Genomic DNA, 24226 nt, shown 5'->3' on the forward strand with positions numbered 1-24226 from the left:
CAGGCAGTCATCGCCCATTTTCCTTGGCTGACGGACTCGGCCGCACGTGTCGGGGAAGGAGAGCTACCTCGAGGTTCTGCGGGTACAGGTGGCCCTCTTCGTGGAGCCGGCCGGTCTCGTCGTTGCCGCTGCGGCGGCGACGCTGGAGAAGCCCTCGCTGCCGATCGACGATCCTGCCTTCGCGGTGCTCGGCAACAGCGGCAGGATCTCCACAGGCCTGAACGCGCTCTGGAGCCAGTGGCAGTACTCGGCGGAGCGGGGCTGGGAAGGACCGGGATCACGGTCGGTCAGCCGCTATGACCTCGTGCGCGGCATCAGGTCGAACAAGAAGGGGTACGCGGAAGCTCTGGAAGGAGCCGCCCGCCTGATCCAGTCCTGGGAGGACGAAGCCCGCACCGCCGCTGCGGCCACAGATGCGACACCGGCGGTGTGGGTCACGGCGCGCCTGCCCGAGGCCACGGAGAAGCTTTCGCGCGGCGGTGCGCCCGATGTCCTGGCCGGCCTGGATCGGTGGACCCTTGGCGTGGTGGTGACGTGGACCGTGACCGCCGACTGGGGTCGGCGCACGCTGACGCTGAGAGTCCCTACCCTCGTCGCAGACAGACTCCTGGACCCCTCGGGCAGCCTCGCGTGCGAGCCGGGCGGTTCCGAAGCCGTGGCTACTGAAGCGGGCCCCCAAGAGCAGCCGGACTCCGTCCGGCCCGGGGTCTTCGACGACACCCCTGTCTTCGACCGCCAGCCCGTTACCCCCGCTCACCTCCGGGCGCTTCGGAACTTCTCGTACGCTGCCGACCAGCTCTACATCGTCTTCTCGCCGAGCGGGGGAGCGGAGGCTCTGCCTCTCGAGGTCATTGAGAGGCGACTTGCCCAGGGCTGGCTCGGCGTCATCGTCGCGGGCGCGTCGGACCTCCCCGAGAGCGTGATTAGTCCGTGGACCAAGGGGGTCGCCCCCGCTCCAGACGCTGACGGTGTCCTGTCCGCGGGCCACGACCATGTGCGGCAGGACAGCCACTTCGGCGCTGACCTGGGCCTCGTGGCCGGGGCGCGGGAAGTTGTCCGGCGGACGTATCAGGAGCGCGAGAAGGAACACAACCTGCGCCTGCTCGCCATGGCGCGTGGTGTCCCCGACTTGCGGAGCCTCGATACCGGCCGCTCCGGCACGTTGCCCCTCGCGGTGTGGGAGGGCCTGCTCGCGCCTGCTCCCTTGGACCTCTCGCCGTTTCGGCCGCCCAGCGCGGACCGCTGGCGCAGCGGCAGCAGCCTTCCACTGGGTGTCCTGGGGCATGCGCAGATCTACGCCACGAACGCGGATCCCAGGTTCGAAGGCAAGGGGCACTCACCCCTCTGCAGGCACACACGGGATCGAGGCCTTGCGGCGAGCGACGATCTCCTGACTGTGTCCGACCTGCTGGCCCGTGATGACTGGGACTGGTGCAGCAAGTGCGGCGGCTACGCCGTACGCCGGCTGACCGACATTCAGCTCACTACCGCGCTGCCCACCGCCTACACGACATCGCAGGGCAGCTTGACGACGAACGTACGTACCGCGTCCCCGTCGACCTGGATGCTGTAACCAAGCAGCTGGAGGCGGCGGCGGACTGGGAGCCTGGCGGGCAGGAGGACTGGGGCTCCGACGGCCCGTGGCGTTGGCGTGAGGTCGTCCGGGACCTGCGACGCCGAGCCGAGAAGATGCGGCGCCACAACACTTCCTGAGCTGCTTCCCTTAGGCGACCTGGGCGTGACGGGCCCGGCGGCAAGGGTGGCATCTTGGGGACCAGTTGGGGACCACACGGTCTGCGCGATGGCGCACGATAGCCCTCCCCACGCACAACTTACGCCCGGATTAAGTCTGTTATGTGCAGATAATCCGGGTGAACCGCACTGCTGGGGGTCAAGGGGTCGCAGGTTCAAATCCTGTCGTCCCGACCATGCGGAAAAGCAGGTCGGAGGCCGTTCTCTCATCCGTGAGAGAGCGGCCTTTTCCATGCCGGAATGCCGGAATGCCGGAATGCCGGCGCTCGCGGCGTGGCCGCACGCCCGAGGCGTGAACGAGGCACCGGCGGGGAAGACGCCGGCGAACGCGACCGGCTGCGGGAAGTGAGGCCAGTGACCCGACGCCTCGCAATCGATCTGCCTCGTCGACGCCTACAAGCGGAAACCCGGAGCGACGGTGCGCCTCGACTTCCCCACCGACCGTCACCAGTTCCCGTAGGTCTCCACCAGATTGGAGATCAGCGCGGTCAGGGCATCGGCGCGGTGGCGGTCCTCGGGCTGATCGCGCAGGGCCTCGTCGGCGGCCCGCAGCCGGGCCAGGGCGGCCGGATCCTGGTCCTCCACGTCGTAGATCAGCGGATCGGTGACGAGGTCCAGGCATTCGGTGAGCAGCCGGCGGGTGGCAGGGGCCGGCGGGTTGGGGTCCGGGTCGGTGTACCCGGTGGTCAGGTACTGCGCCGGATCCGTCAGGCTCCAGCCGACCACGGCGTCGTGCTGGATCAGGAGCGCCAGGTCGGGTGCGATGCCGATGCGGGCTGCCAGCGGCTCGTCCAGGACGTCGAGGTCACGCAGACAGGTCAGCACGGTGTCCCCGGGAACACGGCACAGCACCGGGCACATCTCGTGCCGGAAGTCCTGGACCTCGTCCGCGCGGAGCCCGCCGCTGCGTAGCGCGGGCATGGCGGGAACACGGTCGGTGCTCTCGCAGTGAGGGGACGTGTACGGCATCTGGAATTCGGCCCCGACCAGCTGCCGGCTGTTCTTGTCGAACCGGAAGACGTCAGGGAAGTCCCACATGAAGTGCTGGCTGCCAAAGGTGTCCAGGACGAACCGCTCACGCTCCTTCTTGTCCGCGTACTGCACGACGCGCACGGAGTCACCCGTGAAGCGGGGGGTGATGCGCAGCGGTTCGTCCGTCACGGTCGCGCGCCAGCCGCCGTCGAAACCCAGATTCATGGTGTCTGCTGCCTCATCTGATCTGTACTCCTGGAGCCATGTAGCCGTTCTTGGCGGGAATCCTGCCCTTTACGATGTCTTCGTGGGTAATCGGAGGATGCGGGTCCGTCGGGTTGCCTCCGAGCGCCGTCGCCCCCGAGTCGCCCTTGATCCCCGATGGCCCGTACGCCGTGATGGCCTGGCCTTGGCTGCTGCCGGGTCCGTGAACCACGACAATGTCCTCACCCTGGCGGAAGATGAGCTTCGGGGTCGTGCCCGTCGTCTGGTACACCGCGTCCGGGTTCTTCAGGATCTCCACGGCCCGATCTTCGGGGAAGGCGTGCATGTCGTCCCCGTGGTAGTCGCTGTGCTTCTTGAACCCGCCGTTCTGTGCCCTGTCGATGACGTCGTCCACGACCTTGTCGAGTCGCTGCTGGGCCTTCTCCTCCTTCGTGTATTTGGGCATGAGGCCCAGCGGGTCGGACCCGCTGTGCGGGTTTGACACGTACGCGACGGGGTTCGGGGCGGGGGCCAGGCCGAGGGGGTCCGGGGAGGTGTAGCGGCCGGTTTCGGGGTCGTAGTGGCGGAAGAGGTTGTAGTGGAGGCCGGTCTCGGGGTCGTAGTACTGGCCCGGGAAGCGGAGCGGGGTGTAGGTGCTGCTGTCGCGGGCCCAGGCGGTGGTTCCCCACAAGGTGGCCCGGGACCGCCAGGCGATGTCGCCGGACTCGTGGATCAGTTCGGTGGGGGTGCCGATGAGGTCGGTGGCGATCGCGAAGAAGCGGCGGTCGATCTCCTGCTGGCGGTCGTCGGCCGTGAGGATGCGCTCGGTCTGGGCCAGCGGGGCGTCGCCGCGGTGGTCCCAGGTGAGGGCGACCGTGTTCGGCTGGTCCGGCTGGTGGGTGGTCTGTTCGCACAGGGTGAGGCCGTCCCAGGTGAACCGGACCTCCTCCACCACGCTCTCGCTGTCGGCTGCCAGTCGCTGCTTTGCGGTGCGGCGGCCGAGCGGGTCGTAGCGGTACCTCCAGCGGGTCCCGTCGGGGGTGGTGACGCCCGTGAGGCGGTTCTCCGAGTCCCACGTGTAGCGCCAGTTGTCAGGCTTGCGGGAGAGTCGGGTCTTCTGTCGCAAGGTGACCCGGCCGAGGGCGTCGTACTCGAAGCGGACGTCTCCGGCGCGGGTGAGGCTGGTGCCGGCGTAGGCGCGCGGTCCGGTGGCCTCGCCGCCGGGGTGTCCGGAGGGCCAGGACGCCGAGGTCTGGTTGCCCGCTTCGTCGTAGGCATACTGCTCCGTCCAGCCTTGGGCGTGGACGGCGGTGACCCGGCCCGCCCGGTCGAGGTCGAAGGTACGGGTGCCCGACAGCCGGTCCGCGACGGACGTCAGGTGACCGTCGGTGCGGTAGCCGTAGGCGCGGCTGTTGACGGCGCGCCCCGCGGCGATGATGTGCTGCTCGCAGAGCCGTCCTGCCTCGTCCCAGGCGGAAGCCACGGTGATCGCGTCTCCGAAGACCCGGGCCAGCTCGCGACCGGCGGCGTCGTGGGTGAACTCGACCGACTTGCTGCCGGTGGTGAGCCGGTGGGGATGTCCGTCGGCGCCGTAGGTGTAGGAGGTGACGTGCCCGGTGGGTGTCGTACGGCGCGTGCGGCGGCCCACACCGTCGTAGGCGTAGCTGATGGGGCGGCCGTCCACCAGTTCGGTCTTGGTGCGTCCGCGTCGGTCGTACTGGTAGCGCAGCTCCCCGTCCGGTCCGGCTGCCTCCAGCAGACGTCCGGCCCTGTCGTAGACGTAGGCCGTCACCTGGCCGTCGACGTCCTTGCGGACCGCTTGGCCGAGCCGGTCGCGTTCGAACGCGATGGTCCCGCCGAGCGCGTCCACGCGGGCGGCCAGCCGGCCCGCGGCGTCCAGCCGGTAGGTGAGGGTGCGGCCGTCGAAGTCGGTCTCGGAGACGATGTTGCCGGCGGCGTCGTACGTATACGTCCAGGTCAGCCCGTGCGGATTGGTGACTCGGGTGAGGCGCAGGGCGGAGTCGTGCTCGAACTCGTACCGCGCGCCATCGGGGCCGGTGCGGGCGACCGGCAGGTCGCAGTGGGTGTACTCGAAGCGGGTCACCCCACCGGACGCGTCGGTACGGGAGAGCAGGTTTCCCTCGCCGTCATACGTCCACGTCTCCGTGGCGCCGTCGGGGCCGGTGCGTCGGGCGAGCTGCCCGTCGGCATCCCATCCCAGGCGGGTGACCCCGCCCATCGGATCGGTGATGCGGACCGGCCTGCCGAGGGCGTCCCGCTCCGTGCGGGTCACGGCGCCGCTCGGGTCGGTCACCTCCACGGGCAGCCCCGCCACGTCGCACACCACGTAGGTCGTGGCCCCGGCGGCGTCGGTGAGCGAGGTCAGCCGGGCCGCGTCGTCGTAGGTGTAGTGAGTGGTGGCGCCGGCCGGGTCGGTGACCGCCGTGCGGTTGCCGCGTTCGTCGTACTCGTGGAGCATGCGTGCGCCGTCCGGCCCGAAAACTTCCACGGGCAGACCGAACGGGCCGCGCACGTTGTGCAGTTCGCTACCGTCGGGGCGGATCGCGCGGACGATGCGGCCGTCCTCGTCGTACGAGAAGACGGTCGTGAGGCCCAGCTGGTCGGTGCGGGTCAGGAGGTTTCCGCGCGGGTCGTAGGTGAAGCGGGTGCTGTGGCCGAGCGGGTCGGTGACGGCCAGGACCTTGCGGCCGGGCCCGAACAGGTGGCGGGTCGCGTTCCCGTCGGGGGTGGTGACCGTGGTGGTGTGGTGACCTGTCCGCGGGTCCGGCTCGCCGTACGACAGGGCGATCTGGATGTGGCCGGCCTCGCCGCCCTCCGCCACGACGCGATCGAGGTCGTCGTAGACGTAGTCGTAGCGGCTGGCATTGGAGTCGATCCAGGCCGTGACGCGGCGGCGATCGTCGTACACGAAGGCAGTGGTGGCGCCCGAAGGCTTGGTGACCGCTATGAGGTTGCCGTCCTCGTAGCCGTATCCCATCAGGGGCAGGTCTCTGCCGCCCTCGCCGGCACCGGCCAGGGACAGGGCGGTGACCAGGCCGTCGGTGACGGACAGGTTCAGCTGGTGGCCCGCCGAGTGCACCAGGGCCGACGGCAGGCCGTCCTCGTCCCGTTCGACGGTGACGCGGTGGCCGTTGCGTTCGGTGATGCCCGACAGCCAGGCTTCGCCGTCGCCCCCTGGTTCGCCCCTGGCCGGGGCTGCGAAGTGGAGGACCAGGCCGCTGTCCGGCTCGGTGACCGTGTAGTCGCCGTCCGCGTCGCGGGTGAGCAGCGTACGGGCTCCACCGCCTTCGGGCCCGGTGGGTATGCCCGGGGCGGGGTGCGGGTACGCGATGAGCAGCCCTGTGGCGGTGACGTGGAGGACCCCCACCGGGTCGATCTCCAACCGTTCGTCGACGGTGGACGTCCAGGCGGGCCCCATGAAGCGGCCGACCGTGCAGCCGGATTCGGTGCGGCGGGTGAAGACCAGCGGCAGGATGCCGGGCAGGGCGACGTCTGTCTGGGGGAGGAACATCCGGCCCGTGGAGAGGTCCACCGGGTCACCGTCCACGTCGCGGTCGGCGTCCGGGGTCTTGTGGGCGTCGCCCGGGGCAACGGAGAGCGTCCGGCGCCCCGGGCCCTTGAAGTCGTCGAGGTCGTCGAGGTGTTTGGCGGCGGAGCCGATCTTCTTGAGGGAGCCCAGGCCCTTGGATCCGACGAGCTCCGGGATCATCTTGCCGAGGCCCTCGGAGGGGTCCTTCATGAACTCGTCGAGCATCTGCTTGCCCGCGCCCAGCGGGTCGTTGGCCATGGTGACCAGACCCGCGGCCGTCGAGTTCAGGTTCGTCACGTACTCGGCGGGGTGCGTCAGGTTGTAGGGGTCCACCGGGTTCAGCGCGCGGGCGAAGTTCACCAGACCGGCCGTGCCCTTGAGGACACCGCCCGCGAGGTGGGTCTTGGCGAGGTCCATGTAGTCCATGCCGTCGCCGAGTTGCTTCGCGTACGAGGGCTTCGGCGGGGCCGCGTCCCGCGCCGCACGCACCGCCGTACGGACCGTCTCCGCGACGTCGTTGCGCTGCTTGCGGGCCGTGTCCAGCTTGTCCTGCGCCGCCGTCGCCAGCCCGGTCCCCGGGTCGGTGAAGTGCTCCGAGGGACGGGGCGGCAGAGTGTCCTTCTTCGCCTTCAGCGCATCGTTGTAGGCGCTGACCAGCTTGTTGTGCGCGTTGCGGGCGTCGGTGGAGACCTTCTTGGCATTGTTGTACTCCTCCAACGCCTCCTTCGCCTGGTTCTGCGCCCACTCCACCGTCTCCGCGAACCGGCCCATCGCGTCCGCGGCCTTCCCGAACGCCTCGGCCGCCTTGAACCAGAGCGGAGGCTCCTTCGCCACCGCCTCCCGGAACGAGTCCGCCGCCTTGCCCTTCAGCCCGTCCGGCTCCCCCATCCCCTTCAGACCGTTGCCGACCTTGTCGAACGAGGCCTTGAAGTCGTTCAGGTGGGACACCTGCGCACGGATCTTCGACACACTGCCGTAGACCAGCCTGTTCGGATCCTCGGTCTGCCCCAGCTCCAACTCCGCCACGTCCGCGCCGAGCTGGTTGGCGGCAGAACGGCTCTTGTCACGGATCCAGTCGCCCGCATCGTCCAGACCCACGTCCTCGGCGAGGTCGGCCGTCTTGTCACCGGCCCACTCGATCGCGTCGCCGACCTTCTCCGCACCCTTCTCGACGCCGTCCTCGATGACGTCCGGTACGAAATCCCGCCAGCCCATCAGCGACCGCCCCCGTCACGCTTCGCCTGCTCCAGCAGATCCTTCAACGAGCCGATCTTCCCGCTGGACGTCAGCTTCTCCCCCGTGTCCGACCAGGTCTTCCTGATGTCCTCGCCGCTCTTCTCGAAGGACTCCGAGCTGTAATCGGGCATGTAGGTGTCAGCGGAAAAAATGTCCCCCCACGACTTCTGCTCGATCTCGTCCTCACTCGCGTGCGGATTGCCGAACGCGGCAGCGTTCACAACCACCTTGAACGAGCCCTGGAGGTACTGCTCCTCCTCCCACACCGTGCCCGCCGCGATCCCCAACGACTGGGCCAGCGTGCTCGCGTTCTGCACCAGACTGCGCACCCCCCACTCCCAGCGCTCGCAGAAGTCCTCGAAATCGGTCGCCAGACCCGCGTGCCCGGCCTCCATACCCGTCATCGACAGGCTCTCGAACCCCGCACCCATCGAAGCCCCGGCCGCATCCCCCGACTCCCGCAACTCCCCGATCGCCGCCCGCAGACCGTCCTGGATGTTCTTGACCGCCGCCGGCGAAACCTCGAGATCCCCGTCCCCTGCCATCAGGCCGCCTCCCCGTCCGCCGTCAGATCCACGGCACTGCCCTCGGGAACGATCCCCACCACCGGCGGGAAGAACATCGACCCGTCCTCGTCCGCCACGTTCACCGCCACACCCGCCGGACCGCCCGCCATCGGAACCACCGCATCCACCAGGCGCGCACCCAGCACCGACAGGTACTCCCACTCCCGGCCCGACTCCCCGCGCGCCTCCGCGAACCGCGCCAACGCAGCCTCGTCCGTGAACGCGTACACCCACCGGATGCCCCCCGACACCGCCGACATCAGACCGCCCTCGGGGCCGTCCGCGAGCGGAACCAGCAGAACGGCCCGCCGGAACTCCCCCACCAAACGCCCAGGATCCCCCCGGCCCTCCCGGTAAGCGGCTATCTCTGCGGTCAGCCCCATGACGTTGTGCCCCCTCCGCACGATCAACGTCCGAAGAGGAAACGGTAACCCCGATCACCCAAACGCCGGCAGGCTCCCCCGTCGGTCGCGGGCCGCTACGGGTAGGGGACGGCTGGTCGCCCGCCTCTTTCGCCTGGATACCCGGGCCTCGCGGGCGGTCGTCTTCACCGGCGCGAGCCGCAACTCCCGGCACGGCGAATACCGCAGTGCGCGGGTGAGGGGCCGCTACACCGCTCTGAAGAGGATCTTCTGCTTGCCGACAAAGAACGGGTCGGCGCGCTTGAGCTCGGCGCGGACGCTCGCGCCCAGCTCGAGGGGTGTGCCCGACGTGATCTTGCCCATTACGGCGGGCTCCGCCAGGTGCGCCGTGCCATCCTTCGGACTGCCGACTTCCCTTTCGGTGTTGATGATCGTGACGTCGAAGACCTCGCCCACGCGGTTCTGCAACATTGCGGCCTCTGCCAGGTCCACCGAATCACGGTCGGCCACCTTCCCCTTCCCCCGCTCCATGTCGCAGGGCAGGCAGTACAGGGCCTCCAGCACCCAGTCCGGCGGGGCCTTGTCGGCGCACGCGGCCACGCACAGTTCACCGGCGTACCGGTCGACCAGGCGCCGGAGCGGAGCAGTGCAGTGGGCGTAAGGGGCCGCGATGGCCGCGTGGATCTTGTCGTCCGGGATCTGGTGGTCGCGGAAGACGGTGTACTTGGCTCTGAGCAGCATCGCCGTGGCTTCGCTGAGGAAGGCCATGTGTTTCTGGTCGTTCGGATCGAGCTTGCGTACCAGTTGGGCGTACGAGAGGTTGGCCTGCCAATCGATGCCCAGTGACGTGGCGATGTCGTGCACGCGCTGGGCCACGTTCTGATCGGACGTCTCCTTCTGCGTCCGCAGGATCCCGGTACCGCTGTCCAGCATGATCTGGGCCGCAGCCATCCCGGTCATGAGGGAGATCTGCTCGTTCCAGCCCTCCACGGGCAGCGTGGCCACGTAGCTCAGCCGGAACGTTCCGTCCTCGAGGGTGACCTCCTGGTCCGGCAGGTTCACCGAGATCCCGCCGCGGTCGGCCTCGACGGCCTCCCGCAGCTTGCCGATCTCGCGCAGCAGCGCGATGGGCTCCTCGGCCGTTCCGGCGTCGATGGCCTGCTGGACGCCCTGGTAGTGGAGCTTCGCCCGGCTGCGGACCTTTGCCCGGCCCACGGACGAGGCGGTGACCTTGCCGTAGGCGTCGAGGTCGTGCTGCCACAGCAGAGCCGGCACGATCTGGTCGGGCAGCAGGCTCGCCGGTCCCTCGGAGATGCCCGGCGGATACAGGGGGACCTTGAGGTCGGGGAAGTACAGCGTCTCGATCCGGTCGTGGGACTCGGCATCCAGCGGCCTGCCGGCCTCGACGAAGGCGGCCACGTCGGCGATGGCGTAGTACACGCGGTATCCGCCGCCGGCCCGCCGCTCCAGGTGCATGGCCTGGTCGAGGTCCTTGGACGTCGGCGGGTCGATCGTGAACAGCGGCAGGTCGGTGCGGTCCTCGGCGGGCGGCTGCGGTTTGGCCACGGCCTCGTCGGCCGCCGCGAGCACGCGCTTGGGGAACTTCGTGGGGATCTTCAGTTCCGTCCGGAGTTCCTGCAGCGCGGAGAGCAGGGCGGCCTGGGCCTCGTCGGACATGTGCATCTGGCGGCTTCGCATGCCCCGAGCGTAGGTCTGGGGCCACGGGCGGGCACGGTGAGCGTGTCCGGTCGGGGGAGGCCCTGCAACCACGATGCCGTCGGGGGAGGGGCAGTGCGGCCTCGGGCGACGGCGGACGCCCAAAGGTCCGGCATGGGGCGTGGTGGCCTGGTGCTGTCGCCGTTCACCTACGCCGGCGACCTGTGGACCTCGTGCCCCGCCCGCGGAGGCCGTGCGCGCTCAATGGTCGACGGAATCCTGGTCGTGCTGCCCGTCGCCCTCAGGGCTGGTCTTTGGCCCACCACAGGAATGCCGCGGCGTGCTGGCGGTTGGCGAATCCCTCGCCGGCGAGGTCGAGGAGGAGGTCGTTGCTCCACAGGATGAGCCGGCCGCGGGTCCAGTTCACCGACTCGGGGGACGGCAGCTCCAGGCCGTAGACCATCCGCGCGATCTCGCGTTTGCCGCCCGCCTCGGTCGTGTATTTCAGGATCGTCAGGAAGCGGTCGGGGTGCGTCACGCAGAGGACCCTCGTGAGGAGGGCTTCCTTGAAGCCGGTCATGGCGAACGGCTTGGTGCCGGACAGCAGGTGCTCGAGCCGGTCTTCGAGCGGTATGTCGGAAGGTCCGTGCAGGAGGTACTCGATCGTCTGGCGGGTCGCCTTCGCGGCTGCGATGTCGCCCATGTTGTTCCACGCGGAGTTGAAAGTGGCCTGATTGCCGGGGCGGGCCCCGACCTCGGAGTTGGCGAAGTCCTTGAGGGCTCTGGGGTCGCAGGTCCACAGCCCGTCAGGGGAGAAGATCTGCTGGTACTTCGACCAGTAGGCCGCCACGTCGGGGGCGAGGTCCGGTTTGCCGGCGAGGTACTGCTCCTTCAGCCGGGTCACGCGCTCCAGCTGCTCGCGGTCGACGTCCCCGGCGTTCGGGAAACGGGCCTTGAGGTCCTGGAAGGAGCGGAGCGGGTCCCGGTGCGGGACGGTGGGCGCGGGGTCCCTGTGCTCCCATTCGAAACCGCACCGGTGCCGCACGAGCCGATGTGCGCCGTCGAACGTGCGGACCACCGCGATGTCCTCGTCGTCGCTGCACAGTGGACACATGGCCAATGCCACGGCAACCCCCGCTCCGCTTCGCCGGTGCTTTTGCCCCACCCTGAGCCAATGCGCTCCACGGCCAAGAGCCGCATTCTCGCACTCGGGCAGGGTGGGCGGGGTGCGATCTCCAGCATGCTCGCGGATCTCGACCTTCAGTTCTCAGTCGGTCAGCAGGCACACCCGGTCGTCATCCGTCACCTCGTACACATCGATGCGCAGGAGCTGCCGGACCCGGGTCGGGACACGTGCGGCGGCCTTGAGGGAGGAGGACGGCACGACGAGGCCGTAGCGCGTGTGCGGGTCCTGGCGGCCGTTCGCGGTACTCGACCGCCAGCTGATGGCCCGGCCAGTAGGCGTCGACCGGCAGTTGGACCCGTCGGCCGCCTGACCCGGGATCTCCGAGCAGCCAGTCGAACCTGTGCTGCGTCAGGGCGTTCTCCCGGAGGATCCGCTCGCACAACCCGACGACGTACGCCTCGTCGCTGGCATCTCTCGTTGCCATGACAGGGCGTCCTGCCACCAGTCGCGCCGCACGCTCGGGGCCGTGTCCGTCAGGTGACGTCCGCAGCGCACGCCCGAGGGGCCCTGCCGGACAAGGCCCCCTCTCCGCCACCCCTCCATCGGTCGAGCCCGAGGCCGCCTGGCATGATCGCGCCCATGGAAGCGGGAGGGTCGACATGAGCCTTGGCCTGTACGTCTCGGTACCCATCGGTGTGGTGGCGCTGTTGCTCGCCGCGTCCGGTGCGGCGGTGCTCGGCCGTGGCCGGCTGCTGCCCTGGCAGCGCCGGTACATCGTCCGCCCGCGCCTGTTCGGCTGGGCCCAGCTGCTGGTCGCTGCCGCGCTCGGCGTCCAGCTGGTCGGCCTCCTGGCGGTCGACTCCGCCTACCGGTCCGCCGTCAACATGCCCGGCGTCGTGGGTCTCCTCTTCGGCCTGGTCCTGATCACACGGGCCCAGCATCCGCGGCGGGCCGGGCGGGGCGGGCGGGCCGGGCGGGGCGGCTGAGGCCGCTCCTCCACGGGCGAACTCCCTCCGGGCACTGCGACGGTCATGTCGTGGCGTCCGCCGGGAGGTCGGGGCGGGACAGGGGGGTGCCGGCCTTCACGGGCAGGGTGATCACCATGGTCAGGCCGCCACCGGGGGTGTCCTCGGCGGTGAGGGTGCCGCTCATGGCTTCGAGGAAGCCCCTCGCGACGGCCAGGCCGAGGCCCACCCCGGCGCCGGCGGGTGCGTCCCCGTAGCGCTGGAAGGGTTCGAATATCCGGTCCTTGGCCTCGTCGGGGACGCCGGGTCCGCGGTCGACGACGCGCAGTTCGAGGCGCTCGGCGAGGGAGCTGGCGGACACCAGGACGGTCTCACCGCCGGGGTTGTACTTGACCGCGTTCTCGACGATGTTGGCGACGGCCCGTTCCAGGAGGCCGCGGTCGACGGCGACCATGGGCAGGGTCTCGGGGATGTCGAGGACCACGCTGTCACCGGGGACTCCGGCCAGGGCCATCGGGACGACCTCGTCGAGATCGGTCTCGCGGATGATCGGGACGACGGTGCCGGTCTGGAGGCGGGACATGTCGAGGAGGTTGCCGATCAGGTGGTCGAGGCGGTCGGCGCCGTCCTCGATGCCCTCCAGCAGGTCGGCCCGGTCCTCCTCCGACCATTCCACGTCGGTGGAGCGCAGCGAGGTGACGGACACCTTGATGCCGGCGAGCGGGGTGCGCAGGTCGTGGCTGACGGCGGCCAGCAGGGCCGTACGGATCCGGTTGCCCTCGACGAGGCGGCGCGCCTCCTCCGCCTCGCCCACCAGGCGCTGCCGGTCGAGCACGACGGCCGCCTGCGCGGCGAAGGCGCCCAGCACGCGCCGGTCCTCGGCCGGCAGCACCCGGCCGGTGAGGGCCAGCGCCATGTTCTCGCCGATCGGCATGTCGACGTCCGCGTCCTCGGGGCGGGTCACCGGATCGCGCCCGGTGCTGCCCGCGAAGGTCCACGGATCCACGTCGGTACCGCGCTCCAGCAGCGCCACGGATTCCATGGCGAAGGTCTCGCGCACCCGCTCCAGCAGTGCGTCGAGGGCGGTTTCACCGCGCAGGACGCTGCCTGCGAGGAAGGAGAGGATCTCGGACTCGGCGCGCAGCCGGGCGGCCTGGTGGGTGCGGCGGGCGGCCAGGTCGACCACGGACGCGACGGACACCGCGACGCCCACGAAGATCGCGATGGCGACGATGTTCTTGGGGTCGGAGACGGTGAATTCGTGCAGCGGCGGGGTGAAGTAGTAGTTGAGCAGCAGGGAGCCGAAGGCAGCCGAGGCCAGGGCGGGCAGCAGCCCGCCGAGCAGGGCCGCCGCCACGGTGAAGGCGAGGAAGAGCAGCATGTCGTTGGCGAGCCCGAGGTCGGGCACGAGCTCGTTCAGCAGGACGGTGAGCAGGGCGGGGCCCGCCACCCCCGTCAGCCAGCCCCAGACGACCCGGAGCCTTCCGAGCCGCGCGCCGCGCGCGACGGGCAGGCCTCGGCCCTTGGCGGCCTCGTCGTGGGTGACGATGTGGACGTCGAGGTCCGGGCCGGACTCGCGGGCGACGGTGGCGCTGACGCCGGGGCGGAAGACGGACTGCCAGGACCGCCGTCGGCTGACGCCGAGGACGATCTGGGTGGCGTTGCACCCGCGGGCGAACTCCAGCAGTGCGTCGGGGACGTTGTCGCCTATGACGTGGTGGAAGGTGCCGCCGAGGTCCTCGACCAGGGTGCGCTGGACGGCGAGTTCCTTGGGCGAGGCCGCGGTCAGTCCGTCGCTGCGGGCGATGTAGACGGCCAGGACCTCGCCGCCCGAGCCCTTCTCGGCGAGACGGGCCGCCCGGCGGATGAGGGTGCGGCCTTCCGGGCCGCCGGTGAGGCCGACGACGATCCGCTCGCGGGCCTGCCAGGTGGAGCGGATGTTGTGCTCGCCCCGGTACTCCTGGAGGTATTCGTCGACCCGGTCCGCGACCCAGAGCAGGGCGAGTTCGCGCAGGGCGGTCAGGTTGCCGGGCCGGAAGTAGTTGGACAGGGCGGCGTCGACCTTGTCGGCCTTGTAGATGTTGCCGTGGGCCATGCGGCGGCGCAGGGCCTGCGGGGACATGTCGACCAGCTCGATCTGGTCGGCCCGGCGCACCACCTCGTCGGGCACGGTCTCGCGCTGCCGGACGCCCGTGATCGACTCGACCACGTCGCCGAGCGACTCCAGGTGCTGGATGTTGACCGTCGAGACGACGTCGATGCCGGCCTGGAGCAGCTCCTCCACGTCCTGCCAGCGCTTGGTGTTGCGCGAGCCGGGGATGTTGCTGTGGGCCAGCTCGTCGACGAGCGCGACGGCGGGGCGCCGCGCGAGGACCGCGTCCACGTCCATCTCGGTGAAGCCGGCGCCCCGGTACTCCAGTTCGCGCCGCCGGATCTGGTCCAGGCCGTGCAGCATCACTTCGGTGCGGGGGCGGTTGTGGTGCTCCACGAAGGCGACCACGAGGTCGGTGCCGCGCTCCACCCTGCGGTGGCCCTCCGAGAGCATCGCGTACGTCTTGCCGACGCCGGGGGCGGAGCCCAGGTAGATGCGAAACTTGCCGCGTCCCATTGCTACTTCATTCCTCGAAGCGGTAGCCCATGCCGGGCTCGGTGATCAGGTACCTCGGGTGCGAGGGGTCCGCTTCCAGCTTGCGGCGCAGCTGGGCCATGTAGACCCGCAGGTAGTTGGTGTGCTCGGAGTACGTCGGTCCCCAGACGTCGAGCAGGAGCCTGCGCTGGCTGATCAGCCGCCCCGGGTTGGTGATGAGGATCTCCAGGAGGTGCCACTCGGTGGGAGTGAGCCGCACGCTGCGATCGTTGCGCAGGACCTTCTTCCCGACGAGGTCGACGGTGAAGTCCTCGGTGGTGACCACTGCGACCTCGTCCGCGGGAGCCGCGACCTCCCGGCGGCGGACGGCGGCCCGCAGCCGGGCGAGCAGCTCGTCCATGCTGAACGGCTTGGTGACGTAGTCGTCGGCACCCGCGTCCAGGGCGCGGATCTTCTCCTCGGAGGTGTGCCGGGCGGAGAGGACCAGGATCGGCACGCCGCTGGTCTCCCGTACCTCCTTGATCACGTCGATGCCGTCCATGTCCGGCAGGCCGAGGTCGAGCAGGACGACGTCCGGCTTGCGGACGGCCGCGAGCCTCAGAGCGGTGTGTCCGTCGGTAGCCGTCTCCACCCCGAACTTCCGTGCCTCCAGGTTGATCCTGAGCGCGCGGACGAGCTGGGCGTCGTCTTCCACCACCAGCACCTTGATCATCGGTGTGGGGCCTTCCTCTGTCGATGGATACGGGTCGGAGCCGGCGGGACGCGAACATGCCGCGTCCCGCCGGCTCCGGGCCCCTGCTACGGGGAACATCAGCTCTTGGTCAGTGCCTTGAGCGCGATGTTGAGTTCGAGGACGTTGACGCGGGGTTCGCCCATGAAGCCGAGGGTGCGGCCGGTGGTGTGGCCGGCGACGAGCTTCTCGACCTGCTGGACGTCAAGCTTGTTCTGTTCGGCGATCCGGTGGATCTGGAGCTTGGCGTACGCGGGGGAGATGTCCGGGTCGAGTCCGGAGCCGGAGGAGGTGACGGCATCGGCCGGTACGTCCTCCGGCTTGACCTTGTACGTGGCGGTGGAGTTGTCCATGATGACGGCGTCCTTGGCGGCGAGGACCTGGGCGCAGAGGGTGCCCTCCTCCGCCCGGTCGGTGCACTTGCCGTCGACGGCGCCGTTGTCGGCGGAGCGGTTGGTGGCGCCGGAGAGGATCAACGAGTACTGGGTGTTGACGGAGTTGGCGCCGAGGCCGTTGGAGGGGCGCGGCTGGAACCACTTGAGGTCAGGCTTGGCGGCTTCCTTCGCGTCGTTCGGGTCCTGCTCGGGCAGGTTGTAGCTCTGGCCGATGAGGGAGGATCCGACGACCTGGCCGCCCTTGTCCTTGATCTCGGAGCCGTTGGCCTGGTCGTTGAAGACGACCTGGGCGATGCCGGTCACGGCGAGGGGGTAGATCACCCCGCAGACCACGGTCAGAACCAGCAGGGCCCGGAGGCCCGCCCCGATCAACCGAGCGGTGTTTCCTACAGAGTTGTTCATGGTCGTCTCAGCCGATTCCGGGGATGAGGGAAATGAGCAGGTCGATGACCTTGATGCCGATGAACGGGGCGATCAGACCGCCCACGCCGTAGAGGCCAAGGTTGCGGCGGAGCATCTTGTCCGCGCTGGTCGGCTTGTACTGGACGCCCTTGAGGGCGAGGGGGACCAGGGCGATGATGATCAGGGCGTTGAAGATGACGGCCGAGAGGATTGCGGACTGCGGGGAGTGGAGGCCCATGACGTTGAGCTTGTCGAGGCCCGGATAGACCACCGCGAACATGGCCGGGATGATCGCGAAGTACTTCGCGACGTCGTTGGCGATCGAGAAGGTGGTCAGCGCACCGCGGGTGATCAGCAACTGCTTGCCGATCTCGACGATTTCGATGAGCTTGGTGGGGTTGGAGTCCAGGTCCACCATGTTCCCGGCCTCCTTGGCGGCCGAGGTGCCCGTGTTCATGGCCACGCCGACGTCGGCCTGGGCGAGCGCCGGGGCGTCGTTGGTGCCGTCGCCGGTCATGGCGACGAGTTTGCCGCCGGCCTGCTCCCGCTTGATGAGGGCCATCTTGTCCTCGGGGGTGGCTTCCGCGAGGAAGTCGTCGACTCCTGCCTCCTCCGCGATGGCCTTGGCGGTCAGCGGGTTGTCGCCCGTGATCATGATGGTCTTGATGCCCATGCGCCGCAGCTCGTCGAAGCGTTCGCGCATGCCCTCCTTGACCACGTCCTTGAGGTGGATGACACCCAGGATGCGCGCGCCCTTCTCGTCCTCGACGGCGACCAGGAGCGGCGTACCGCCGGCCTCGGAGATCCGGTTGGCGAGGAGGTCGGCATCGTCGGAGACGTGGCCGCCCTGCTCCTTGACCCAGGTGATGACCGAACCGGCCGCGCCCTTACGGGTCTTCCTGCCGTCCACGTCCACACCGGACATCCGGGTCTGCGCGGTGAACTCGATCCAGGTGGCGTGCGACAGCTCGCCCTGGTGGCGTTCGCGCAGTCCGTACTTCTCCTTCGCGAGGACCACGATCGAGCGGCCCTCGGGAGTCTCGTCCGCGAGGGACGAGAGCTGCGCGGCATCGGCGAGATCGGCTTCGGTGGTGCCCTTGACCGGTACGAACTCGGAGGCCTGGCGGTTGCCGAGGGTGATAGTGCCGGTCTTGTCGAGGAGCAGCGTCGAGACGTCGCCGGCGGCTTCCACCGCGCGGCCGGACATGGCCAGGACGTTGCGCTGGACCAGTCGGTCCATGCCCGCGATGCCGATCGCGGAGAGCAGCGCGCCGATGGTGGTGGGAATGAGGCAGACGAGCAGGGCCGTCAGGACGATCATCGACTGCTCGGCGCCCGCGTAGATCGCGAACGGCTGGAGGGTGACGACTGCCAGCAGGAAGACGATCGTGAGGGACGAGAGAAGGATGTTGAGGGCGATCTCGTTGGGGGTCTTCTGGCGGGCCGCGCCTTCGACGAGGGCGATCATGCGGTCGATGAAGGTTTCGCCGGGCTTGGTCGTGATCTTGATGACGATGCGGTCGGAGAGGACCTTGGTGCCGCCGGTGACGGCGGAGCGGTCGCCGCCCGACTCGCGGATGACGGGGGCCGATTCGCCGGTGATGGCGGATTCGTCGACGGAGGCGACGCCTTCTACGACGTCTCCGTCGCCGGGGATGATGTCTCCGGCCTCGCAGACCACGAGGTCGCCGATGCGGAGCTCCGTGCCGGGGACGGTTTCCTCGACGGCGCCGTTCAGGCGGCGCGCGACGGTGTCGGTCTTGGCCTTGCGCAGGGTGTCGGCCTGGGCCTTGCCGCGTCCCTCGGCCACCGCCTCCGCCAGGTTGGCGAAGACCGTGGTCAGCCACAGCCAGCCGGTGATCGCCCAACCGAACCAGTCGGTCGGGTCCTTGACCGCCAGGACGGTGGTGACGACCGAGCCGATCAGGACGACGAACATGACCGGAGACTTGATCATGATCCGCGGGTCCAGTTTGCGGACCGCGTCCGGGAAGGACTTCAGCAGCTGCTTGGGGTCGAAGAGGCCGCCGCCGACGCGGCCGCTGTCCGGCTTGTGGCTGGTGGGCACGTCCTGGTGGGGAGCCCTCGTAGGTGTGGCGGTGCTCATGATGCGAGCCCTTCGGCGAGCGGACCCAGCGCCAGGGCCGGGAAGTAGGTGAGGCCGGTGATGATGACGATCGTGCCGACGAGGAGGCCCGCGTAGAGCGGCTTGTCGGTACGGAGCGTGCCCGCCGTCTCGGGGGCCGGCTTCTGCTCGGCCAGCGAGCCGGCCAGCGCGAGGACGAAGACCATCGGCAGGAAGCGGCCCAGCAGCATCGCGATGCCGATGGTGCTGTTGAACCACTGGGTGTCGGCGTTCAGACCCGCGAAGGCCGAGCCGTTGTTGTTGGCGCCCGAGGTGTAGGCGTAGAGGATCTCGGAGAAGCCGTGCGCGCCGGAGTTCGTCATCGAATTGCCCGGGGTGGGCAGTGCCATGGCGGCGGCGGTGAAGCAGAGGACCAGCGCGGGGGTGATGAGGATGTAGCAGGCGGCGAGCTTGATCTCGCGGGTGCCGATCTTCTTGCCCAGGTACTCGGGGGTCCGGCCGACCATCAGACCGGCGATGAACACCGCGATGATCGCCATGATCAGCATGCCGTAGAGGCCGGAGCCGACGCCGCCGGGTGCGATCTCGCCGAGCTGCATGCCCAGCAGCTGGATGCCGCCGCCCAGTCCCGTGTAGGAGGAGTGGAAGGAGTTGACCGCGCCCGTGGAGGTGAGGGTGGTGGCGACCGAGAAGATCGCGGAGGCGCCGATGCCGAAGCGGGTCTCCTTGCCCTCCATCGCCCCGCCGGCCGCCTGGAGCGCCGGGCCGTGGTGGCTGAACTCCGTCCACATCATCAGCGCGGTGAAACCGACCCAGATGACGCCCATGGTCGCGAGGATCGCGTAGCCCTGGCGCAGGTTTCCGACCAGGCGGCCGAAGGTGCGGGTCATCGAGAAGGGGATGACCAGGATCAGGAAGATCTCGAAGAGGTTCGAGAACGGGGTGGGGTTCTCGAAGGGGTGGGCGGAGTTGGCGTTGAAGTAGCCGCCGCCGTTCGTACCCAGCTCCTTGATGACCTCCTGCGAGGCGACCGCGCCGCCGTTCCACTGCTGGGTGCCGTTCATGCTGTGCCCATTAAGGAACTGGCCGACCTCGTGGATCCCGGAGAAGTTCTGGATGACTCCGCAGGCGACGAGGACGAGCGCGCCGATCCACGAGATCGGCAGCAGGATGCGGACGGTGCCTCGCACCAGGTCCGACCAGAAGTTGCCGAGCTCACCGGTACGGGAGCGCGCGAAGCCCCGTACGAGGGCCACCGCCACGGCCATGCCGACCGCGGCCGAGACGAAGTTCTGCACGGCCAGGCCGCCGGTCTGGACGAGCGGGCCCATGGCCTGCTCGCCGGCGTAGGACTGCCAGTTGGTGTTCGCGACGAAGGAGGCGGCCGTGTTGAAGGCCTGGTCCGGGTCGATCGCGACGAAACCGAGCGAGCCGGGCAGTACGCCCTGGGCGCGCTGGAGGGCGTAGAGGAAGAGGACGCTCACCGCCGAGAAGGCGAGGACGCCGCGCAGGTACGCGGGCCAGCGCATCTCGGCCGAGGGGTTGGCGCCTATGGCCTTGTAGATCCACTTCTCCGGCTTCCAGTGCTTCTCGGAGGAGTAGACGCGGGCCATGTAGTCGCCGAGCGGACGGTAGGCCAGCGCGAGTGCGGCGATCAGTGCGAGGAGCTGGAGCACACCAGCGAGAACGGGGCTCATCGGTGGCTAGAACCTCTCCGGGTACACAAGGGCGAGGACGAGGTAACCCAGTAGGGAGACGGCCACGACGAGGCCGACGATGTTTTCGACGGTCACAGCTTGGCCACCCCTCGGGCGATGAGAGCCACCAGCGCGAACACCGCGACCGTGGTGACGACGAAGGCCAGGTCGGCCATCGTGAGCTCCTGAGTGAAGAAGGGAAGAACTGAATCGGCCAGATGGCCGATGACGAGACAACCGTGTCTTCACCCGGGTGTTAAGACGCCTTGACGGGGTCCATACGGCGGGACCGGAACCCTTGACGCCACCCTTACGCGGCTGGCCGCCCACGGGTGGCCGCGGGCGGTGGGAAGGCAGTCGGAGGGCAGTCGGCGGCGGCCGGAGGGCGGCCGGCCGGTGGTCAGCGCGAGGTGTGCGTGCGGTCTGCGTGCGGTGTTCGCGCGGCGAACGGGCCGTCAGCCCAAGTGGGGCAGGCCCGCTGTGTCCAGCGCGGCACCCGCCTGCGCCGCCAACGCGACGGCCACGAGGCGGGCTTCCTCGGAGGGCAGGGGGCGGCCGGGGAGTGGGTCGAGGAGGAAGCGGCCGTAGTAGTGGCCGCCGCCGACGACACGGAGCTCGGTCTCGCCTTCGGGCCAGCGCGCGTACTCCGTGATCCGGGTCCCGTGGCGCAGCCACAGCCCGCCGCCGTGCTCCAGGCGCGGCAGGCGTCCCATCAGGGTCCCGTACTCGAATCGGCAGCCGCGCAGTCCCAACAGGCCCACGAGCTCCCGGCGCACGTACTCGACCACCGCGTCGGGCGAGCCGCCGTCCTCGGCCAGCCGGGCCGTTCCCCGCAGACTCGACAGGTGCGCGGTGTCGGTGACCACGACCGCCCGGAGGCGGCGGGCGCGTACCGCCAGCTGGGAGACGATCAGGCCGACGACGAGCAGCAGGAAGGCCGTCCCGATGTCGTCGCGGTCATTGATGGCGAACCGCTGGTAGGGCCTGGTCAGGAAGAAGTCGAACCAGCCGGCCGCCGAGAGGGCGGCCAGAGCCCCGGCCGCCCGCGTGCCGAGGGAAGCGACCGCGACCACGGCGACGACCAGGATCAGCGACGCGTTCGTCGCCGAGAGATCCGTACGGAAGGGCACGAGCGCGAGCGCGACCAGGAAGGGGACCACGAGGCCCGCCGCCAGGGCGATGCGGTCGCGGAACCGGAACCAGTAACCGGACATGTGATGCCTCCCGTCCGGACGAGATGTCACCCACATCCAGCGTGCCCCTCCGCGGGGCCGGGGCAACGCGCGGCAGCGCCTCTTGACGGACCTCATACGTCGCCGTCCGTCGCGCGTATGAATCACGTGAAGAGTGTTCGGACCGGCGTAAGGAATTCGCCAAGGGTGCTGGCGGCCGCCCGGAGCGCCTTCGACGCTGTCCTCACTTTGTTCATCCGGAGGGAACGGCCACATGGCCATGCAGACAGGAAATCCGACCGCGGCCGCTCAGGGGTCGGGGCAGGAGGAACCCCCTGATACCGGCGCGCCCCGGGCCGGTGACCGGCACAGGCTGACCGCCCTCCAGGGGCTCTCCGCACTGTCGCTCGACGCCATGGCGTCCGTGGCGTACGGGCCCGAGTCGATCGTGCTCGTCCTGGCGGCGGCCGGTGCGTACGGGATGGGCTTCACCCTCCCGGTCACCCTGGCCATCGCCGGGCTGCTGGCGGTGCTGGTGGCCTCGTACCGGCAGGTCATCGCCGCGTTCCCCGACGGCGGCGGATCGTACGCGGTCGCCAAGCGCCATCTGGGCCGGCGTACGAGCCTGATCGCCGCGGCCTCGCTGATCCTCGACTACTTGCTGAACGTCGCGGTGTCCGTCACCGCCGGCGTCGCCGCCCTGACCTCGGCCTTTCCCGGTCTGCACGGCGAGCGGGTCTGGATCTGCCTCGCGGTCCTGGTCCTGGTGACCGCCGTGAACCTGCGCGGGGTCGTCGACTCCGCCAAGGCCTTCCTCGTACCGACCGCGCTCTTCGTCGGGTCCATCCTCGCGATGATCGCCGTCGGCCTCTTCCGCGACGGCCCGGTCAGCACCGCCTCCGCCGCAGGACACGCCTCCGCGCTGGGGGAGGGGGCCACCAGTGTCGGCGCGCTGCTCCTACTGAAGGCATTCGCGGCCGGCTGCTCGGCCCTGACCGGTGTCGAGGCCGTCGCCAACGCCGTACCGTCCTTCCGCGCCCCGGCCGCTCGTCGGGCCCAGCGCACGGAGGCGGCACTCGGCGCCCTGCTCGGCGTCATGCTGATCGGGCTGTCGATCCTCATCGGCCGCTTCCACCTCCAGCCGGTCGAGGGCGTGACCGTCCTCGCCCAGCTCGCGGACGCCTCCTTCGGGCACAACGCGGCTTTCTACGTGGTCCAGTTCGCCACCATGGTGCTGCTCGCGCTCGCCGCGAACACCTCCTTCGGCGGACTCCCGGTGCTCATGAGCCTGCTGGCCCGCGACAACCACCTGCCGCACTTCTTCGCGCTCAAGGCCGACCGCCAGGTCCACCGCCACGGCGTCCTCGCGCTGGCCCTCGTATCCGCCGCGCTGCTCGTGTTCTCCGGCGGCGACACCAACACCCTCGTCCCGCTCTTCGCCATCGGAGTCTTCGTCGGCTTCACGATCTGCCAGGTCGGCATGGTCCGGCACTGGAACGGCGAACGCCCCCAGGGTTGGCGGGCCAAGGCCGCCCTCAACGGCTTCGGCGCGCTCCTGACCGGCGTCTCGGCAGTGGTCGTCACCGCCACCAAGTTCACCGAGGGCGCCTGGTTGATCGTCCTCGCCCTGCCGCTGATCGTCCTCGGCTTCGAGAAGATCCACCGTGCCTACGCCGAGATCGGCGAACGCCTCGAACTGGGCCGCGTCCCGCAGTCGCCGCACCGCGCCCGGTCGCTCGTCGTGGTCCCCGTCTCGGGGCTGTCCCGCCTGACCTGCCAAGCCCTCACCGCTGCCCGCTCGCTCGGCGACGAGGTCCTCGCCGTCACCGTCACCCACCCCACGGCCGAGGACCGGCTGGGCGCCGAAGCCCTGCGCCGGGACTGGGAGTTGTGGAACCCAGGCGTCGACCTCGTCGAACTCGCTTCAGAGAAGCGTGCGTTGGGTCGACCGGTATCGGCGTACGTACGAAAGCTCGCGCAGGCCCGTCCGGGCACCCAGGTCACCGTGCTCATCCCGGAGACCGAACCCGCCCACCTGTGGCAGCGGATCCTCCAGAACCAGCGCGGCTCCGTCGTCGCCCACGCCGTGCGCCGCGACACCGACGCCGTCATCTGCCGCCTGCGCTTCCGGCTCACCGCGGAGGCCGGGCCGACGGCCCTTGACGCCCCTTCCGCGAAGCCCTGACGGCCTCGCTCCCGCCGCTGACCGGCGGTGCATCACTCGTTCCGGCTCCTCCCGGGGACCACGTGCTGTTGCGCGGTGACCCGGGCGCGCTCACCCCGGATGCTCTCGCGCGGTTCGCGGGCAGCTACATCGAGCCGGCCGACTCCCGAGGACGCCCCGGCCCTCGTCGCCCTCGGGCCCGGAGCGGCCTGGATCCACCAGACCTGGGGCGGCCCCGAGCAGCTCGTCGCCTGCGGACCGTGCCGGGGCGCCTTCCACCGGGGCCGCGCCCTCGCGCCGGCCCGCACCTACTTCCTTGGCAGCCAGTACGAGGACGTCGCGGCCCTGGCCGACCCCGGCCACCGCCGCCAGCGCCTCGCCCTCGCCTGCGTCACCGCCCTCTGCGCCACGTGAGTCCGTACGCGCACGGGCCGTATGGGGGTCGTCAAGGTTGTGGCCGTCGCCGTATGGACGTAGTCAAGGCAGGCCGGGTCGGCCGGGAACCAGCTGTTTGATCGAGAGGCTGTCCCATCCGGACACCGCCCTCATGCCCCCGGTCCGGTGGCGATCGAGTCGGGGCTGGTGGGTGGGGTGGGACGGCCGA

The 24226-nt window shown here is 69.8% G+C and carries 17 protein-coding genes; 4 read left to right on the plus strand and 13 right to left on the minus strand.

The genetic code is table 11. The features are described 5' to 3' along the window. Nucleotides 1-46 precede the first annotated feature (46 nt). A complete protein-coding gene (locus AC3IYJ_RS33550; protein ID WP_489398257.1) occupies nt 47-1573 on the plus strand; it encodes a hypothetical protein in 1527 nt (508 codons plus the stop codon). Nucleotides 1574-2196: 623 nt separating this feature from the next. On the opposite strand, the gene AC3IYJ_RS33555 is transcribed toward AC3IYJ_RS33550, so the two are convergent. From AC3IYJ_RS33555 to AC3IYJ_RS33580, 6 genes are all read right to left on the minus strand, one after another. Continuing rightward, on the minus strand, nt 2197-2949 hold the full coding sequence (locus AC3IYJ_RS33555) for a hypothetical protein (protein ID WP_489398258.1): 753 nt from the start codon (nt 2947-2949) through the stop codon (nt 2197-2199). 13 nt (nt 2950-2962) lie between these two features. Next, nucleotides 2963-7693, minus strand: a complete 4731-nt coding sequence (locus tag AC3IYJ_RS33560) for a putative T7SS-secreted protein (protein ID WP_489398259.1) — start codon at nt 7691-7693, stop codon at nt 2963-2965. Continuing rightward, entirely contained in the window at nt 7693-8259 is a 567-nt protein-coding gene (locus AC3IYJ_RS33565; protein WP_489398260.1) for a hypothetical protein, read from the minus strand. The genes AC3IYJ_RS33560 and AC3IYJ_RS33565 overlap by 1 nt, the downstream gene beginning before the upstream one ends. After that, a complete protein-coding gene (locus AC3IYJ_RS33570; protein ID WP_489398261.1) occupies nt 8259-8663 on the minus strand; it encodes an SseB family protein in 405 nt (134 codons plus the stop codon). The genes AC3IYJ_RS33565 and AC3IYJ_RS33570 overlap by 1 nt, the downstream gene beginning before the upstream one ends. Nucleotides 8664-8888: 225 nt before the next feature. Then, nucleotides 8889-10340 carry an RNB domain-containing ribonuclease gene (locus AC3IYJ_RS33575; RefSeq protein WP_489398262.1) on the minus strand — a complete coding sequence of 484 codons (1452 nt, stop codon included), beginning with the start codon at nt 10338-10340 and terminating at the stop codon, nt 8889-8891. A 259-nt stretch (nt 10341-10599) separates the two neighbouring features. Then, nucleotides 10600-11424, minus strand: a complete 825-nt coding sequence (locus AC3IYJ_RS33580) for a hypothetical protein (protein ID WP_489398263.1) — start codon at nt 11422-11424, stop codon at nt 10600-10602. Between the two features lie 659 nt (nt 11425-12083). On the opposite strand from AC3IYJ_RS33580, the gene AC3IYJ_RS33585 reads away from it, so the two are divergent. Continuing rightward, a complete protein-coding gene (locus AC3IYJ_RS33585) occupies nt 12084-12410 on the plus strand; it encodes a hypothetical protein (protein WP_489398264.1) in 327 nt (108 codons plus the stop codon). 43 nt (nt 12411-12453) lie between these two features. On the opposite strand, the gene AC3IYJ_RS33590 is transcribed toward AC3IYJ_RS33585, so the two are convergent. The 7 genes from AC3IYJ_RS33590 to AC3IYJ_RS33620 all read right to left on the minus strand — a co-directional run bounded on the left by AC3IYJ_RS33590 (nt 12454) and on the right by AC3IYJ_RS33620 (nt 21500). Further along, on the minus strand, nt 12454-14997 hold the full coding sequence (locus tag AC3IYJ_RS33590) for a DUF4118 domain-containing protein (protein ID WP_489398265.1): 2544 nt from the start codon (nt 14995-14997) through the stop codon (nt 12454-12456). A gap of 7 nt (nt 14998-15004) precedes the next feature. Beyond that, nucleotides 15005-15688 carry a response regulator gene (locus AC3IYJ_RS33595; RefSeq protein WP_489398266.1) on the minus strand — a complete coding sequence of 228 codons (684 nt, stop codon included), beginning with the start codon at nt 15686-15688 and terminating at the stop codon, nt 15005-15007. A gap of 98 nt (nt 15689-15786) precedes the next feature. Beyond that, the gene (locus AC3IYJ_RS33600; protein WP_489398267.1) at nt 15787-16503 is read right to left on the minus strand and encodes a potassium-transporting ATPase subunit C; all 717 of its coding nucleotides are present in this window, start codon (nt 16501-16503) and stop codon (nt 15787-15789) included. Between the two features lie 7 nt (nt 16504-16510). Continuing rightward, on the minus strand, nt 16511-18610 hold the full coding sequence (gene kdpB / locus AC3IYJ_RS33605) for a potassium-transporting ATPase subunit KdpB (RefSeq protein ID WP_489398268.1): 2100 nt from the start codon (nt 18608-18610) through the stop codon (nt 16511-16513). Continuing rightward, complete coding sequence (kdpA, locus tag AC3IYJ_RS33610; RefSeq protein WP_489398269.1) at nt 18607-20286, minus strand: potassium-transporting ATPase subunit KdpA; 1680 nt, start codon at nt 20284-20286, stop codon at nt 18607-18609. Before kdpA ends, kdpB begins: the two co-directional genes overlap by 4 nt. A gap of 6 nt (nt 20287-20292) precedes the next feature. After that, nucleotides 20293-20382 (minus strand): K(+)-transporting ATPase subunit F, encoded by a 90-nt coding sequence (gene kdpF, locus AC3IYJ_RS33615; protein ID WP_042817481.1) that lies wholly within the window; start codon nt 20380-20382, stop codon nt 20293-20295. Nucleotides 20383-20741: 359 nt separating this feature from the next. Further along, a complete protein-coding gene (locus AC3IYJ_RS33620; RefSeq protein WP_489398270.1) occupies nt 20742-21500 on the minus strand; it encodes a DUF4118 domain-containing protein in 759 nt (252 codons plus the stop codon). A gap of 232 nt (nt 21501-21732) precedes the next feature. Between AC3IYJ_RS33620 and AC3IYJ_RS33625 the strand changes: the two genes are divergently transcribed. After that, complete coding sequence (locus AC3IYJ_RS33625; protein ID WP_489398271.1) at nt 21733-23643, plus strand: APC family permease; 1911 nt, start codon at nt 21733-21735, stop codon at nt 23641-23643. Between the two features lie 75 nt (nt 23644-23718). Then, nucleotides 23719-24036: a hypothetical protein gene (locus tag AC3IYJ_RS33630; RefSeq protein WP_489398272.1), complete on the plus strand. Its 318-nt coding sequence runs from the start codon at nt 23719-23721 to the stop codon at nt 24034-24036. The last annotated feature ends 190 nt before the right edge of the window (nt 24037-24226 follow it).

The organism is Streptomyces sp. GL_140 (genome assembly GCF_057834465.1).

What these genes read in the sequence shown, in the direction of transcription:
- AC3IYJ_RS33555 (WP_489398258.1), bottom strand. Translation starts at nt 2,949, where the DNA reads ATGAATCTGGGTTTCGACGGCGGCTGGCGCGCGACCGTGACGGACGAA.
- AC3IYJ_RS33560 (WP_489398259.1), bottom strand. Translation starts at nt 7,693, where the DNA reads ATGGGCTGGCGGGATTTCGTACCGGACGTCATCGAGGACGGCGTCGAG.
- AC3IYJ_RS33565 (WP_489398260.1), bottom strand. Translation starts at nt 8,259, where the DNA reads ATGGCAGGGGACGGGGATCTCGAGGTTTCGCCGGCGGCGGTCAAGAAC.
- AC3IYJ_RS33570 (WP_489398261.1), bottom strand. Translation starts at nt 8,663, where the DNA reads ATGGGGCTGACCGCAGAGATAGCCGCTTACCGGGAGGGCCGGGGGGAT.
- AC3IYJ_RS33575 (WP_489398262.1), bottom strand. Translation starts at nt 10,340, where the DNA reads ATGCGAAGCCGCCAGATGCACATGTCCGACGAGGCCCAGGCCGCCCTG.
- AC3IYJ_RS33585 (WP_489398264.1), top strand. Translation starts at nt 12,084, where the DNA reads ATGAGCCTTGGCCTGTACGTCTCGGTACCCATCGGTGTGGTGGCGCTG.
- AC3IYJ_RS33590 (WP_489398265.1), bottom strand. Translation starts at nt 14,997, where the DNA reads ATGGGACGCGGCAAGTTTCGCATCTACCTGGGCTCCGCCCCCGGCGTC.
- AC3IYJ_RS33595 (WP_489398266.1), bottom strand. Translation starts at nt 15,688, where the DNA reads ATGATCAAGGTGCTGGTGGTGGAAGACGACGCCCAGCTCGTCCGCGCG.
- AC3IYJ_RS33600 (WP_489398267.1), bottom strand. Translation starts at nt 16,503, where the DNA reads ATGAACAACTCTGTAGGAAACACCGCTCGGTTGATCGGGGCGGGCCTC.
- kdpB (WP_489398268.1), bottom strand. Translation starts at nt 18,610, where the DNA reads ATGAGCACCGCCACACCTACGAGGGCTCCCCACCAGGACGTGCCCACC.
- kdpA (WP_489398269.1), bottom strand. Translation starts at nt 20,286, where the DNA reads ATGAGCCCCGTTCTCGCTGGTGTGCTCCAGCTCCTCGCACTGATCGCC.
- AC3IYJ_RS33620 (WP_489398270.1), bottom strand. Translation starts at nt 21,500, where the DNA reads ATGTCCGGTTACTGGTTCCGGTTCCGCGACCGCATCGCCCTGGCGGCG.
- AC3IYJ_RS33625 (WP_489398271.1), top strand. Translation starts at nt 21,733, where the DNA reads ATGGCCATGCAGACAGGAAATCCGACCGCGGCCGCTCAGGGGTCGGGG.